Origin of the sequence: Mesorhizobium sp. M0140 (genome assembly GCF_040322475.1) — a bacterium.
Taxonomy (GTDB): Bacteria; Pseudomonadota; Alphaproteobacteria; order Rhizobiales; family Rhizobiaceae; genus Mesorhizobium.
On record NZ_JAMYTM010000001.1, the window covers coordinates 391522 to 406816 of the forward strand.

The following is a 15295-nucleotide window of genomic DNA, read 5'->3' on the forward strand; positions in this document are numbered from 1 at the left end:
GGCTGACCGCTCATGCGGGTCGTCTTGCTGCTTCGGTTCCCCGTCGGCACCAAGGAGCGCAATTCTCCCGGTTTTCGGGAAGGTCGTTGCCCGGGAAAGCGGGTTTCACTTCCATCAGTCAAAAGTAAGCTCCAGCCATGAACCGGAGCTTGATGATGACAGAGGCGGAAACCAAAAAGTTTCACCCGCTTGATGTGCCAACCGGTCCGGTGCGGTGGCCCGGAATCCCGGCCGACCTGCCAAGGCATGGCGCGTGTGGCCGCACCTGCGCATCATGCCCGATGCGAAGCCCGCACTGCTCCTCGAATGCCCTTGATGCCGACGCTTCGGCGCAACTTTCCCGGTGAGCAGGCGAAGGGCGGCGCCGAAAATGCGCCACCCTGTCGGAGGGATTGCCCGCGATCAGGCGGCGAGCCAGGCCCGGGTGAAATCCTGCTCATAGGCCTGATGCATCTGCAGAACAGCTTTCGCCAGTAGGGCTGAACGATGATGCCGGAATCCTGCAGCATGACCTGCAGTTCCTTCATCACCGCACGGCGCTGCTTTGGATCGGCGATGGCGTTGGCCTTGTGGACCTTGGCATCGAAGTCGGGATCGGCGAACCCTGTCTCGTTCCATGCCGAACCGGTCTGGTAGGCAAGCGCATAGGTCTGGATGCCGAGCGGTCGGGCGTTCCAATTGGTGGTCGCGAAGGGATACTTCGTCCAGTCGTTCCAGAATGCCGATTCCGGGATGACGGTGCGTTTCACCTTGAAGCCCGCGTCGCGCATCTGCTGGGCGACGGCATCGGAGCTTTCCTTGCGGTAATCGGCTTCGACCGAGATCAGATCAAACTCGAAATCGAGCTGGCCGGCTTCCTCGAGCAATGCCCTGGCCCGGACCGGATCACGTTTGATCGGCGGCAGGTCGGCGTGTTCGGGATGCATCGGTCCGACATGATCATTCTGCGCGACGATACCCATGCCGTCGGCGCCCAGTTGCAGCACCGCTTCGTTGTCGACCGCAAGCTGTATGGCGTTGCGCACGCGCTTGTCGTCATAGGGTTTGGCGTTGACGTTGCAGCGCGAGACCAGGGTGGCGGCAGTGACGATCTCGCTTTTCTTCAGGCCCAGCCTGTCGAGCATGGCGACGTCATAGGACTGCGTCTGCCCATTCAGGTCGATCTCACCGGATTCGAAGGCGGAGACGGTGGCGGCCGAGTCGGTGCCGTAGTCGGTCCAGTCGATGCCGTCGAGGAACACCTCGCCGCCCCACCACGACCCGTCCGGCCGCTTGCGCACCGAAGCAGCAACGCCGACATCGAGTCTTTTAAGCTCGAATGGACCCGTGGAAACGGGGTTGGCCGACAGTGGCGCTGCCTTCGGATTGAAGGTGTGGTGGACGATCAATGCCGGGTAGTCGGTCATCGCCGGGATGATGGTGATGTCGGGCTGAGACAGTTTCAGGACCACGGTGTGCTCATCGCGAACCTCGATGGCACCAGTGCGCGCCACCTTGGTGTCGGGATCGATCAGCGCGGTCATGCGCCCGGCCATCGAGTTGCCGGCGGCATCCTTCTCGCACCAGCGCGTGATGTTGAAGGCGACATCCGTGGCGGTGAAATCGTCGCCGTTCGACCATTTCACCCCCGGGCGCACCTTGAGCACATATTCCGTGGCGTCCGCATTGATCTCCCAGCTCTGCAGCAGCACCGGCTCGAAGGTGAAATCCGGCTTCCAGCGCACCAGCGGTTCGAGAAACTGCATGGCGATGTTGCCCATCTGCGAAACCTTGAACTTGCGCGGGTCTTCCAGCTCCATCACCTGCATGGCAACACGCAGCACGCCGCCCTTCCTGGGTTGGGCGGCTTCCTCGGCCAGCGCCGGGACCGGCTGACCGATGAGCCCATAGGCAATCGCCGTGCTGGCGCCGAAGGCGCTGGCCAGCGCCAGGAACTCGCGGCGGCCAAGCGCGCCGCTCTTCGCGCCTTTCGCAAATGTGCCGATCGCCGGATGAAGAGGTCTGGATGTCATATCGGTTCTCCCATTGTTGATTTTACGCCCAAATTCGGTGGAATGCCCTTGCCGCGTCGTTGCTGGTCGCTGTTTTCTACAGGACGCAGCCGATGGCGGCGGGGCCGCGACGGCGAGGGAAAGGCAAGATGAATCTTCTGACGGCGATGCGGGTGTTCGATCGGGTCTGCCTGCTGGGCAGCCTGTCGGCGGCGGCGCGCGATCTCAACATGTCGACGACGGCGGTCAGCCGCACCATCAAGGAACTGGAAGACGACCTCGGCGTCCGGCTCATCAATCGCACCACAAGGCGTCTTAGCCTCACCGAGGCGGGCCGCGACTATGCTCCGCGTGCGCGCAGCCTGCTCGACGACATTTCCGAACTGCAGGATTCGACGCGCGGCCTGCACAAGGAGACGCGGGGCCTGATCCGGGTTTCCTGCTCCAATGTTCTGGGCCACACGCGCATAACCAAGCTGGTGCCGAAATTCCTCGAAGAAAACCCGCTCACCACGATCGAGTTCGACCTCACCGCGCGTTATGTCGTCGGCATTGTCGAGGAAGGCTACGATGTCGCCATCCGCTTCGGCGGTCAGGCGGATTCCGCCCTGATTGCCCGCCGGCTTGGTGAAGTCCGCAACTATGTCTGCGCCACGCCCGATTATTGGGATGCAAACGGCCGTCCGGTCCACCCGGATGAGCTGGCAAGCCATTCCTGCGTGCTGAGCAATTTCGCCAAGCGCCTTGGCACGTGGCCATTTATCGGACCCGACGGCCCTTTCGACGCGGCTGTCGGCGGGCGCATCTCGACCAACAGCGTCGAGGCTGCCTACCAGATGACCACCGCCGGTTTCGGCATCGGCAACCTGCCCAGCCTGCTGGTCGACGCTGCGATCAGGGACGGCCGGCTGGAAGTGCAACTGGATGAGTTTCGCCCTGGCTCCAGCCCGATCTACGCGCTCTATCCGCACCGCACCTATATTGCGGCCAAGGTGCGCGCGTTCGTCGACTTCCTGATCCGCGAACTGTCGGCCGACTTCACCGCCTGAAATGCTGCGCGATTGCCCATGGCCAACGCCGTCAGGGGCCTGGCGCGAACGCCAGGCCCCCTCTGCCCCCGTCGCCCGACGCGGCGTCATTTCCACCAGGCGGTGGTGTCGTACATCGGCCCCGGCTCCTCGAAGAGCTTTTCGTATTTGCACAGTGCCGGCGTCTTGCCGAGCGGCACCGAAACACCGTCCCTGAACGCCCATTCGCCACGTTGCGTCGTATCGGCCCGCACATAGCTGGACAGCGCAAAGGCCCGGTCGTGCTGCGATTTGTTGGGCGAGGAGCCGTGCACGGTAAGCAGCCCCCATAAAGCAAGGTCGCCCGGCTCCAGCACCAGCGGAACGATGGTCGCCGGGTCGATGCCGACCTTGCGCAACTCTTCTTCGGCGGTCAGGCCCTTCATCAGTTCGCCGGTTCCCTCGTCCGACAGGCCGAGATAGCCGAGCTTGTGGCTGCCGGGCACGACCTGGAGGCAGCCATTGTCCAGCGTCGCCCGATCGACCGCGAGGCCTGTTGTCACGGTGGCGTCGGCGACATTGTCGAAGGCGGCCTGGTTACGGAAGCGCAGATCCTGGTGGAAGCGATAACCCGTGACATTGGCGCCGGGCGGCTTCCAGTGCAGCTGTTGGGCGATCTGCCTTATGTCACGGCCGATCAGGCCCTCGAGCAGCTTCAGATAGTCGGGATTGCGGCGGAATGCTTCGAAATAGGAATTGATCCAGGAAAACCAGTAAGCCTGCAGCACATAGCGTTGGCCAAAGTCCGATTCAGGCAGGATCTGGAAATTCAGGTTGCCGTTCCGGAAGGTGGCGTGATGCTTGAGGCCTTCGGCATAGACCGCATCGGTTTCCTTCTTCAGCCGGATCATCTCGTCGCCGTCGACGAATTGTCGAACGACCGCGTATCCTTCCTCGCGGTACTGCTCCACCGCCTCGCGTGCCTGCCTGTCCGTCAGCATGTCCGTGACAACCCCCGTCTGTGATCTGTGTCGATCGTAACGAAGGGGTTGCCGGCGATAAGCCATGGATTTTGGCATCGACTTTCCCGATTATCGGGAAATTGAGCGGGGCGTCAAAGGTGCATTGGTCGCAATCGGCTGGTCAGATACGTGCTGCGCCGGCAGGCCCTAAAAATAGGTCCGCGGCGCGACAAGGTTCTTCTGCTGGCGAACATAAAAACAGTAGAAGCCGAACGCCGCGGCAAACCACATGAAGGCCTCACCCATGGCCAGCCGGTTGTTGGAATTGGTAAGGATGGTTAGGGCGAAGAAGACCAGTGTGGAAATGTAGCAGGACCATGCGGCCGGAGCGACAAGCTTGGCTCGCATGGCCAGTAGAACCTGCCTGGCCGACCAGGTGTAGAGAAAGGCAAAGAACGCCAGTCCGACCACACCATAGCGCACGGCAATCTCCAGATAACCATTGTGGAAGACGTTGAAGATCATGGGATGATAGGTTCTGTTCTCCCACTCGGTCAGCCAACTGGAACTGGCTCCGAAGATCGGGTGGCGTTTCCAGATATTGATCGCATCCGCCCACAGCATCAGCCTTTCCTTGGCTGCAAGTGGCACCGCATCGCTCGCGATGGCGCGATCGAAGGCGGGGAGGATGCCATGCCTGAACACATCCGGAACCAAGGTTTTGACGAAGGCCATGGTATCGTCGGCGGTGGACGAGAAGATGTTGTGTGCTGCGACAATGCCGGCCGCCACGATCACCAGCACGCCACCCGAAACCAACAGTTCGCGACGATGGCCTCTCGCCAGGGTCATGACCGCCAACAAGAGCAGAGCGAGCGCAAGCGCAAGCCACACTCCCTTTGACCGCATCTCGATGATATTGACGAGGGCAAGCAGCAGGACGGCTGTCGACAGGACCCAATGCAGGTTCTTGGTTACTTTCCCGAGGTCCGTTCTCTGGGCCGAGTAGGCCATGAATTGCAGCGTGCAGAGGAAGATGAAACCGGCCGCCACCGACGCGTGGATGGGATTGTTGAAAAGCCAGGGGGCCGGTTGGATGCCTTGAAACATGTCCGAATAGAAGGTGTCCGCCGCCAGGAAGACGAGACTGAGGATCATGAACCAGAGCACGAGCCGTGCGGGTTGCCTGACAAACAGCAGAAACGCGAAGCCGGTCGTCGCGTAGAACAGCGGAAACATGTAAATGCCTTCGGCGCCACCCAACTGGTGGGTGCCGAAATAGACGATCGCCAGTCGGATGAAGACATAGAGCGACCAGCCCAGACACAGAAAGCCGACCCAACCGATCAGCGGTTTGCTGTAGGTCCACAAATCCACTCTGAACCAGCGGATGACCGCGAACAGGGCCAGCGCCAGGCCCGCATAGCGGTAGGTGTCGGCCTCGCGCCACACCGCGGAGACCAAAGCGAGAATGGCGAGTGCCGCAAGCAACAGAAGCAAGGTGTGGCGCGGCGCGTTGTCCTTGGCATCATCCAGGGCATCTCGCGGCAGAGGGGGCGGCAGCAGGACGTGATGCAGGCGGCGCAGCTCGTCGCTGGCCCGCAACACCCCGGCACGTAGCCGGCTCGGCCCGCCCAGCCTTGCGGATTTGTAGCTTCCCGAGGGGCCGGCTATGCCCGAGATCCCACTGCTGGCGGCGAAGCCAAGCACGTTTTGGCGGACCGAATAGACTTTCAGGCCGGTATCCCAAAAGCGCTCGAGTGCAACGTCCCATGGCATTTTCATAACGGCGAGCGCCGACAACAGACCCTGCGCGCCCTCCCGCGTCACCAGATAGGCGGCGGCCGAGCCTTGCGGGCCATGCAGCGCACGACCGATCTCGTCGCCTTCCGTCGTCTCGACGGCGCGCATGAAGAAGCTCATGCGATGGTTGGTCAGCTTGATGACGTCGAAATCCGGCACCGCCGCGATGATGGCCTCGATGCGCCGTATGGTGTTTTCGCTGAAGAGGACGTCGTCCTCGACAATCAGGCCATAGGCGCCGCCACCCGCGAGGAATGCCTCCAGCGCCTGGATATGGCTGCGGTAACAGGCATATTCGCCCGAAAGGATGTCGCGCCCGCTCAGCTTGCGCGCGGCTGGCAGATCGATCTCCGTCCAGTCTTTTTCAGCAAGCGCCCGACCGTCGACGGCGGCAATGCGCTGCAAGGTCAGTCCTGCCGCTTCGGCGCTGGCGAGCAATTCGCTCCAGCGCTGGGTCTCGCGATCGAGGTTGATGGCGAAGATAGGAAGGTTCATTGAAGTTCCATGTTGAGCCGCCACCCACCTGGCCGACCTATGTATGGAAAGAAGGAGATGTTCAAGGCGACACTGTCCAGATCATGTGCAAATGCTGACCCGAATTTGCCGCATGGCGTTGGCTCATCTGATTTTATGACGCAGTCGAATATTAGCTGATCGGCTTCATGGAAGGTACTCTCGGGTCCCATGTGCCCCAAAGGGAATAGAACGGCATGGCCGGGCAGGTTCTTTAGACCTCGGATAGGTTTTGTCGGTATTTATCGGAAAAAAGGAGCCGAAGTCATGACCGACATCTGGCACTCACTCCTCGCCAACCTTGCCCTGGTCTCCATCCTCGTGGTCGCCTGGGACCTTGTGGCGGACTTCACCGGGCGTCTCTCGCGGCGGATGCAGTCGCTGCTTCTCGGCATGGTCATGTGCGTGGGCGCGATCATTTCCATGGCGACTGCCCTGTCCGTCTCCGGCTTCGTCGTCGATCTGCGCGCCGCCTTCATTGCTGCTGCCGCGTTCTTTGGCGGATGGCCGGCAATGCTCATCGCCACGGTCGGCTCCATTGTTTATCGCGTCCATCTCGGCGGGCAGGGTGCGGGTGCTGGTGTCATGGGTATCCTCATTACCGCAATCGTAGGCATTGCGTGGCACCACATCGTCGCGGCCCGATCGCGCACCATGTACGACATATTCGGTCTGGGCGTAACGGTCGCTCTCGCCGGGCTGATCACGCTCCTGGTCATCCCGGCGCAAGCCGTCACGGGCCTTGTGCAGCAGAGCACGTTCCCCTCCCTCGTATTCCGCTTTCTCAGCACAATCATCATCGGCGTCCTGCTCGACCGGCAGCAGCGCCGGCGGGAGCTCTTGATGTCCAACATGACCTACCGGGCCATGGTTCGCGAACTGCCGGATTGCCTGAACATAAAAGATGTCGACGGCCGCTTCATCGCCGCCAACCCCGCCACCGCCGAAATGGTTCGCGCCGCTTCGGTCGACGATCTGATCGGCAAGACGGATTTCGATTTCTACCCCAGGGAGGTGGCCGAACGCTTCCGGCAGGATGAGATGGGCGCGCTGGAGGCCGGGCAGACGTTGCGGATCGACCAGCCCGCGCTTTTCCCCGATGGGCGGCAAGGTTGGCTCTACACGCTCAAGGCCCCTTTTCGCGACGAGGCCGGCAAGATCGTCGGCGTCATCACCTACAATCGCGACATCACCGAGCAGAAGCGCACCGCCCAGCTCAAGAACGATTTCATTTCCACGGTCAGCCACGAATTGCGGACCCCGCTGACCTCCATCCGCGGCTCGCTTGGCCTGATCGCGGCCGGTGTGGCCGGCGAACTGCCGCCCAAGGCCGCCAATCTCGTCAACATCGCGCACACCAACAGCGAAAGGCTGGTTCTTCTCATCAACGACATTCTGGATATGGAGAAGATCGAATCGGGCGTGATCACCTTCAAGATCAAGCAGATGCCTGTCCGTCAGGTCCTGGAGCAGGCCATTGCCGCCAGCTCCAACTACATGGCTGACAGCCGGATCAGGATCGTTCTGATCGACGATGCCCCGCGCGCCGAGGCCAACATCGATCCGGATCGCCTGCATCAGGTGATGGCGAACCTCCTGTCGAATGCGATCAAGTTCTCGCATGCCGACGGTACTGTCACAGTGAAATTCCAGCGTCATGACCACGACATGCTGCGGATTTCCGTGATGGACCAGGGCGCTGGCATCCCGGAGGCTTTCCGCGGCCGTATATTCGGAAAATTCGAGCAGGCCGACGCCTCCAGCACCCGTAAGATAGGCGGCACCGGCCTGGGCTTGAGCATCGTCAAGGCCATTACCGAAAAACTGGGCGGAGCCGTTTCCTTCGAAACCGAGGAAGGCAAGGGAACCTCGTTCCACGTGGACCTTGCAGAAGTACGCAGGCACCACCCAAGGCCGTATCCGCCACCGCACCTGACACGGAAGCCCGATGGCCGCCTACGGGTTCTGATCTGTGAAGACGAGACCGACGTCGCCGCAGTGATTGCGGCACTCTTGGATGCGGAAGGCTTTTCCAGCGACGTCGCACCCGATATCGCCACCGCAAAGGCGCTTCTGCGGTCCCGCGAATACGTGGCCTTGACCCTCGATATCAAGCTGGCGGGGGAATCCGGCATCAAACTCTTCCATGACATTAGGGCATCGCCGGTGAATTCCGACATTTCGGTCATCGTCATCTCCGCCGTTGCCGATGAGGCCAGGCGTTCGCTCAACGGCAGCGCCGTCGGTATCGTCGACTGGCTGGAGAAGCCGGTGGATTCAAAGCGGCTTCACGCCGCCCTTGCCAAGATCCTTGCTGGCAGGACCGAGCAGAGGCCGAAGATTCTCCATGTCGAGGACGATGAGGGCGTGCTTGCGGTGATGTCGGAGGGGTTGGGTTCGGGTGTCTCGATTACTTCGGCGAAGACGCTCAAGGACGCCCGGGAGGCGATCGCGCGGCATCTCTTCGACCTGGTTATCCTGGATATTGCACTCCCCGACGGCTCGGGGTTGGACCTGCTGGCCGATCTGCCGCTCGAGACCGGGGTCATAGTGTTTTCGGCGGCGGAGCTCGACCAGAAACTAGGTGATCGCGTGCAGGCCATCATGACCAAGACCAGGGCGTCGGAAATCGATGTGGCAAAGCTGGTCAGGAGCATGTTGGTTTCGCCCCGCACTCAACCTGCCGCGCACGCCAAGGAGTGACGCTCATGCCCGCAAGGATTCTCTATGTGGATGACGAGGACGATATCCGCGAAATCGCCCAGATGTCGCTGGAGCTCGAGCCGGAATTCGAGGTGCGGTCCTGCCCGTCCGGCATGCAGGCGCTGGTCGATGCCGCCGAATGGCGGCCCGACCTCATTCTGCTCGACGTAATGATGCCGGACATGGATGGGCCGGAGACGCTGAGGCGCCTGGCCGAGTCCGGGCCGACGGCTTCGATACCTGTGGTGTTCATCACCGCGCGCACCCAGACGCATGAAGTCGAACGCTATCTGGCGATGGGGGCGGTAGGGGTGATCGCCAAGCCGTTCGACCCGCTTGCGCTTGCCGGTGAAGTCAAAAGATTGCTTCTATCGCGCGCCTGAGCCGACGTTTGGCGTGGGCACCGAGCGCAGTCTGGCTGCAGACTGTGCGACGCCGTTCACGGCTCCTATACCATGTCGCCTTATTCATCTACTGATTGTGCCGAGGTGCAGGCGTAGCGAATCAGGTTGTCTATAATCGCGCGGCATCGGCGGAGCTAGGCGAGAGATTGAGAAGAATGTGTCTGTCTGCATGAACCGCGTTGGCGGACGTCGGTTCATGGATCAATCACTCCGGGGGGCAAGCGGCAAAACGAGGCGCGAACCGGAGCAAGGCTGGTGAACGGAGCGAAGGCAAGAGTTCTGATTTGCGATGACGATCCCCTCTTGCTCGAACTGATGGAATTCAGGCTCAGGGCAAAGGGATACGAGGTCATCAAGGCCATAGACGGGGCGGAAGCGCTCTTGAAGGCGGAGCATGAGGCGCCGGACATCATCGTGCTCGATGCGATGATGCCCAAGGCCGACGGCCTGGAGGTTCTTGCCCGCATCAAGAGCGACCCGGCTTTGTCGGAAATCCCGGTTGTCATGCTGACCGCCCGCAAGGGCGAAAGGGACATCGTCTCGGCCCTTGAGAAGGGAGCCGACGACTACCTTGTGAAACCCTTCATTCCCGAGGAGCTCCTGGCCCGGCTTGCGCGCCTGCTGGCGCGCAAGAGCGGCAAACGCTGATGTGGCGTGGCCGTCGCGCTGTCCTTGCGGCATGCGTTTTCCTGGCGGTTGAATCGGCGCCTGCCGCCGCGCTGGCCCAGGCGGTCGATGAACTGTACGCTTCCGGCGTCAAGGCCAGGCAAGCCCAGCATTTCGACGAGGCGGCGGAGCTGTTGCGGCGTGCGCTGGCGCTCAAGCCCGACAATGCCGACGCCCTGGTGCAACTTGGCTTCGCCGAGCTTGGCCGCAACAATCTGCCGGCGGCGCGTGAAGCCTTTTCCAGGGCGCTTAGGCTTGCGCCGACCTATCTGGATGCCAGCTTCGGCATCGCTCAGGTCGAGTTCCGCTCAGGCAATCTGGACGCCGCGCTGCAACTGGCAGAAGAGGTGTCGCGTGCCGAGCGGGGCAATGCCGACGCGGCGATGCTTGTCGCCAACATCCGCAAGGCCCAGCAGGCCGACAGCAGCAAGCAGAAGCCTGCGACCGCGAGGAAGAAGCTGCGCCCGCCGCGGCCGGATCCTGTCGCCGGCCTGATGGAGAAGGGCCAGAGATTGCGGGCGGCGGGACAATTGCCCGAGGCGGAGAACGCCTATCGCCGAGCGCTGCGGCTGGCGCCTAAAAACACCGACATCCTGGTCGCCATGGGTCTCGTGGCGGGCTCCCAACAGAAATTCGACGAGGCCGGGCATTTCTTCGACCAGGCGCTGGCAATCAGGCCCGGCCTTCTCGACGCCCGCCTCGGCAAGGTCCGCCTGGCGATCTGGCAGGGCAACGTGCCGCGCGCCCGCGCAACGGTTGATGACGTGCTTGGCACTGTGCCTGACAATGCCGAGGCGCTCGGCCTCGACGCGCGGATTTCCCTGATCGAGCAGGATTACACGCGGGCTGAGCAATCGTTTCAGCGGGTTCTGGCGATCGATCCTCGCAATGCCGAAGCGCTGGTGGGAATCGGCGATGTGCGCCGCGCCCGTGGCGACGACGACGCCGCGCGCGATGCCTACCGGCAGGCGCTTGCCCTCGAACCCGGCTCGCGCGACATCGAGCAGAGACTAGCTGCGTCACCGCCGCGCAAATGGCGGCTCGATATCGGTAGCGAAGTGAGCGACCTCACCGATGGACTTGGTGATTGGACAGACAGTTCGACCGGCCTTGCCTATCGGCTCACCCCGCAGACGACCATTTCGGGCCGCACCCGGATGGCGACTCGCTACGGTCGCACCAATGTTCAGATTGATGGCCGTATCGACCAGGCCTTTTCGCCCACGGTTTCGGCCTATGTGCTGGCAGCGGCGACGCCGGATGCCGACTTCCTGGCACGATATTCGGTCGGGGCCGGCGCTTCGTGGCGGATCATGGCGCCCGCGAAAGCGCTCGGCCCGTTCTCGCTCAACATCGATGCTCGCTATGACAATTTCGCCACCGCCGAGGTCTCCACCATCTCGCCCTGGGTGCAAGTCTATGTCCTGGACGGCCGGCTGGGGCTTTCGGCACGTTGGGTCCACGCAGCCGACGATATCGGCACGCGCGCCGATGGTTATGTGCTGCGGGCCGATCTTGCAGTTACCCCGAGAGTCAATGTGTTCGGTGGCTATGCGGATGCCCCCGAGATCTCCGACGGCACGCTGGTGCCGACGCGTACCGTCTTTACCGGAATCTCCTGGGACGTCACCGATCCGCTGACGCTGCGCGGCAGCCTCGCCCATGAGCAGCGCCCGACATTCGACCGAACCATATTCGGGCTCGGCCTAACCACGCGGTTCTGATCATGTTGTACATCTGGCACCTATCCATCCTGCTCAGTGCCCTTTCCCTGGCGATCATGCTTCTGCTGATCGCGCGCCGAGTGCTGCACGAGCGCCGGGGGACGGCGAGCGCCGATCAGCGGCGCCTTCTTCTGACGGCGCTGATCGCCTTCACCGAAAATCGGGATCGCGAGGCATTGAAGACGGCGCTGCTCGCGGTGCCGGCGAGGGTGGCGGTCGATGCCGGCTTCGAGTTTATTTCGCTGTTGCGCGGCGAGGAGCACGACGAGCTCCTCTCAGCCTTCAACGAATGTGGCCTGCCGGCGCTTGTCGGCACCCAACTGGAAAAAGGCAACGGCGCCGAACGCATCCACGCGGCCGAGATGCTGGCGGCCCTGCGTTCGGAAAACGCGGTGGCAAGCCTGCTTTCGGCACTCGACCGCGACGGATCACGTGAGGTCAGGATCGCCGTCGCGATCGCGCTCTGCGATCTCGGCGCTTTGCCGCCGCTCGTCATAACGCTGCGCAAGATCGGCGTGGCGGGACAGCGCTCGCGACGCCTGATCGAGCTTTTCAGGCGCTTTCCGCCAAAGCGGTTCGACGAACTCAGGGATTACGCCGGACGTCAGGACGCGGTGCCTTTCATCAGGGCGGCCGCAATCGATGCGCTTGCCCGCAACGGCGGGTTCCGGTTTGGTGAGTTCTTTGCTCGCGCGGCCGGCGATCCGTCATCGGAGGTTGCCGCAGCCGCATTGCGGGCACTCGGCCTGACCGGACATGCCAATGCGCCGGCCATCCTGATCAAGGCGATGGAAAATGGCGGCTGGGATGTACGCGCCGACGCTGCCGATGCGGCGGGCCGCCTCGGCCTGTCTGAACTCGCCCCGCCCCTCGCGCAGCTTATGGACGACGAGGCATGGACTGTGCGCTATGCCGCTGCCAACGCGCTCCGCTCGTTTGGCCAGAAGGGAGAGCAGGTGCTGCGCGAGATCGCCGCCAGCGACGTCTCGCGCAGGCAGCGCACAGCCTCGCTGATCCTTGCCGAGGGGCCAGCCACCTGATGTTCGACTGGAGCCAAGAGATCGTTCTGGGGGCCTCCATCCTGTCCTGGTTCATCATCGGGGCGGGGCTGGCGCAGACGGCGATCTACCTGCTGCAGCTCATCATCGCCGCCTACGCCCTGTCCAAGCGCCCGCCGGTCGCGCGTTCGGCTCTGCTGTGGCACCGCTATGGCGACGTAGCGCCGCCGATCGCGCTGCTGGTGCCCGCCTACAATGAGGAAGTGAATGTGGTCGAGAGCGTGCACTCGATGCTGGCGCTCGAATATCCGAATTTCGAGGTCATCGTCATCAACGACGGCTCGAAGGATCAGACTCTGCAGCGCCTTATCGAAGGCTTCAAACTGGTGAAATTCCACCGACCCTATGAGGAGGCCCTGACACACAAGCCGATCCGCGGCCTCTATTCCTCGCCGATGACAGAACGGCTGTTCGTGGTCGACAAGGAAAATGGCGGCAAGGCCGATGCCCAGAATGCCGGCGTCAATGTCTGCCGCGCGCCTCTCTTTTGTGTGATCGACGGCGACTCCATCCTCGAGCCCGACGCACTGATGCGCGCGGCCCAGCCCTTCATCGACGATCCCGAGCGCACCATCGCCGTCGGCGGCACGATCCGCATCGCCAACGGATCGAGGATCGAAGCGGGCAGGGTGCGCGAGATCCGCCTGCCCAGCCGGTTGCTGGCACTGTTCCAAGTGGTCGAATATCTGCGGGCCTTCCTTATGGCACGGCTGGCCTGGAGCCGCATCAACACGTTGATGCTGGTGTCCGGCGCCTTCGGCGTGTTCCGCCGCGCCGAAGTGGTGGCGGTTGGCGGCTTCACCAAGGGATCGATGGGCGAGGACATGGACCTTGTGATCAAGCTGCATCGCCACATGATGGACACCAAACGCAAATACCGCATCCAGTTCATTCCGGAGCCGGTGTGCTGGACAGAAGCACCCGAGTCACTGCGCGTTCTGGCCAGGCAACGCACGCGCTGGCAGCGCGGTGCGCTCGAGTGCTTCTTCCGCTACCGCTCCATGCTCTTCAACCCCCGCTATGGGCGGGTCGGCTTCCTCGGATTTGGTCACATACTGATTGTCGATGTGCTTGGGCCGATATCGGAGGTGCTGGGCTATGTGCTGATCCCGGCCTTCTGGCTACTCGGCATCCTCTCGACCGAATATCTCTTGGCATTCACGTCGCTGGTTTTCACCTACGGCGTTTGCGTGAGCGTGTGTTCGCTGGTTCTCGAAGAAGCCGAGCTTCAGCGTTTTCCGCGCGCGCGGGACCTTGCCGTGCTCACGGCCGTGGCGGTGATCGAGAATTTCGGCTACCGCCAGCTCAACAATTTCTGGCGCGTGAAGGGCTGGTGGCAATATCTGCGCGCCGACCAGAGCTGGGGCGAGATGACCAGGACCGGCCTGACTGGACCGAAGAAGTGAGCCTCTTCGGTTGAGTCACTTCAGCGTCCGCTCGATCTCCGCAATAAGCGCATCGAGCGCAGTATGTGCGACATCCGATCGCTCGATCAGCAGCGTCTCAAGCTCGGACGCTCGCACGCTGATACCCGGAAAGCCGAACGTTCCGGCCCCACCCGCCAGCGAGTGGGCGATCCCGATCAGCGTATCGTCGGAACTGCTGCCGGGCACAGCCCTCCTCTCACGGGCGGCCTTCAACTCCACGAGCCGATCCGCACACCGGGCAAGGAAACGTTGCTGCAAGGAAGCGAAGGGATCGTTTGAGATAGGGCGATGCTCCATTGCGGGACGTCGAGGGTATTCAAGCAGAAAGCGGCGCGGGTTGGAACGGACTGTTTGTCGAGCACGATCTCCTGTCAGAGGAGAACGGCGCCAGGCTGGTCTGCAACGACACCGGCATGCCTGTGCTATGGGCGGCCGCTCCGCCATCACTAGAAAGGTGTTTGGCTGGGGCGCCAGGATTCGAACCTGGGAATGTCGGTACCAAAAACCGATGCCTTACCACTTGGCGACGCCCCAATTGCCGTCAGAGTCGCTTGTGCGGCGCGTTATTAGCAGAGCAGCCAAAAAGCACAATCCTTATGAGTGACGGTTGGAACGCTCGAATTGGGCAGGCAACGCAGCACTGCCAAATGATATGCAGCGGGCTATTCGGACCACACCGCCATCTCGTTTCCGGCTGGATCGACGAAGTGGAAGCGCCGGCCGCCGGGGAACGGGAAGATCGGTTTGACGATCGTGCCGCCGGCGCTTTCGACAGCGTCGAGGGTTTGCTCCAGATCCCTGCTGTAGAGCACGGGCAGCGGCTTTGATGGCGCTTCCGCGGCATCTGCCTGGAAGCCTCCGTCCAGGCCTTCGGCAAAGGCCGAATAGGTCGGCCCATAATCGGTGAACGACCAGGCAAAGGCAGTACTGTAGAAAGCCTTCAGCCGGTCCAGCGTTCCACCGGTCGCGGGCATTTCCAGATAGTCGAGTTTTCCGGGCAGTTTCATGGCGCACCTGTTTGTTCCCTTTATGTTCTA

General features: G+C 62.3%; 12 protein-coding genes and 1 tRNA gene. 7 read left to right on the forward strand and 6 right to left on the reverse strand.

Features of this window, described 5'->3' with window-relative positions:
• Positions 1-272: 272 nt before the first annotated feature.
• Entirely contained in the window at positions 273-2012 is a 1740-nt protein-coding gene (locus NKJ37_RS01875) for an ABC transporter substrate-binding protein (protein ID WP_352772336.1), read from the reverse strand.
• Positions 2013-2140: 128 nt separating this feature from the next.
• Between NKJ37_RS01875 and NKJ37_RS01880 the strand changes: the two genes are divergently transcribed.
• On the forward strand, positions 2141-3040 hold the full coding sequence (locus tag NKJ37_RS01880) for a LysR family transcriptional regulator (protein ID WP_127290810.1): 900 nt from the start codon (positions 2141-2143) through the stop codon (positions 3038-3040).
• Between the two features lie 86 nt (positions 3041-3126).
• On the opposite strand, the gene NKJ37_RS01885 is transcribed toward NKJ37_RS01880, so the two are convergent.
• Positions 3127-3999: a phytanoyl-CoA dioxygenase family protein gene (locus tag NKJ37_RS01885; protein WP_352550799.1), complete on the reverse strand. Its 873-nt coding sequence runs from the start codon at positions 3997-3999 to the stop codon at positions 3127-3129.
• Between the two features lie 168 nt (positions 4000-4167).
• Positions 4168-6258, reverse strand: a complete 2091-nt coding sequence (locus NKJ37_RS01890; RefSeq protein ID WP_352772339.1) for an O-antigen ligase family protein — start codon at positions 6256-6258, stop codon at positions 4168-4170.
• A gap of 285 nt (positions 6259-6543) precedes the next feature.
• On the opposite strand from NKJ37_RS01890, the gene NKJ37_RS01895 reads away from it, so the two are divergent.
• The 6 genes from NKJ37_RS01895 to NKJ37_RS01920 all read left to right on the forward strand — a co-directional run bounded on the left by NKJ37_RS01895 (position 6544) and on the right by NKJ37_RS01920 (position 14237).
• Entirely contained in the window at positions 6544-8979 is a 2436-nt protein-coding gene (locus NKJ37_RS01895) for a hybrid sensor histidine kinase/response regulator (RefSeq protein WP_352550795.1), read from the forward strand.
• A 5-nt stretch (positions 8980-8984) separates the two neighbouring features.
• Complete coding sequence (locus NKJ37_RS01900; RefSeq protein ID WP_292566459.1) at positions 8985-9362, forward strand: response regulator; 378 nt, start codon at positions 8985-8987, stop codon at positions 9360-9362.
• Between the two features lie 276 nt (positions 9363-9638).
• Positions 9639-10031, forward strand: coding sequence for a response regulator transcription factor (locus NKJ37_RS01905; protein ID WP_127270163.1), 393 nt, complete (start codon positions 9639-9641; stop codon positions 10029-10031).
• Complete coding sequence (locus tag NKJ37_RS01910; protein ID WP_352772343.1) at positions 10031-11773, forward strand: YaiO family outer membrane beta-barrel protein; 1743 nt, start codon at positions 10031-10033, stop codon at positions 11771-11773. The genes NKJ37_RS01905 and NKJ37_RS01910 overlap by 1 nt, the downstream gene beginning before the upstream one ends.
• Positions 11774-11775: 2 nt before the next feature.
• Positions 11776-12813: a HEAT repeat domain-containing protein gene (locus NKJ37_RS01915; protein ID WP_352550791.1), complete on the forward strand. Its 1038-nt coding sequence runs from the start codon at positions 11776-11778 to the stop codon at positions 12811-12813.
• A complete protein-coding gene (locus tag NKJ37_RS01920; RefSeq protein ID WP_127269369.1) occupies positions 12813-14237 on the forward strand; it encodes a glycosyltransferase family 2 protein in 1425 nt (474 codons plus the stop codon). Before NKJ37_RS01915 ends, NKJ37_RS01920 begins: the two co-directional genes overlap by 1 nt.
• A 15-nt stretch (positions 14238-14252) precedes the next feature.
• On the opposite strand, the gene NKJ37_RS01925 is transcribed toward NKJ37_RS01920, so the two are convergent.
• The 3 genes from NKJ37_RS01925 to NKJ37_RS01935 all read right to left on the reverse strand — a co-directional run bounded on the left by NKJ37_RS01925 (position 14253) and on the right by NKJ37_RS01935 (position 15265).
• The gene (locus tag NKJ37_RS01925) at positions 14253-14477 is read right to left on the reverse strand and encodes an Hpt domain-containing protein (protein WP_352550787.1); all 225 of its coding nucleotides are present in this window, start codon (positions 14475-14477) and stop codon (positions 14253-14255) included.
• 240 nt (positions 14478-14717) lie between these two features.
• Positions 14718-14792, reverse strand: a tRNA-Gln gene (locus NKJ37_RS01930).
• A 128-nt stretch (positions 14793-14920) separates the two neighbouring features.
• Complete coding sequence (locus NKJ37_RS01935) at positions 14921-15265, reverse strand: VOC family protein (RefSeq protein WP_127290804.1); 345 nt, start codon at positions 15263-15265, stop codon at positions 14921-14923.
• Between the last annotated feature and the right edge of the window lie 30 nt (positions 15266-15295).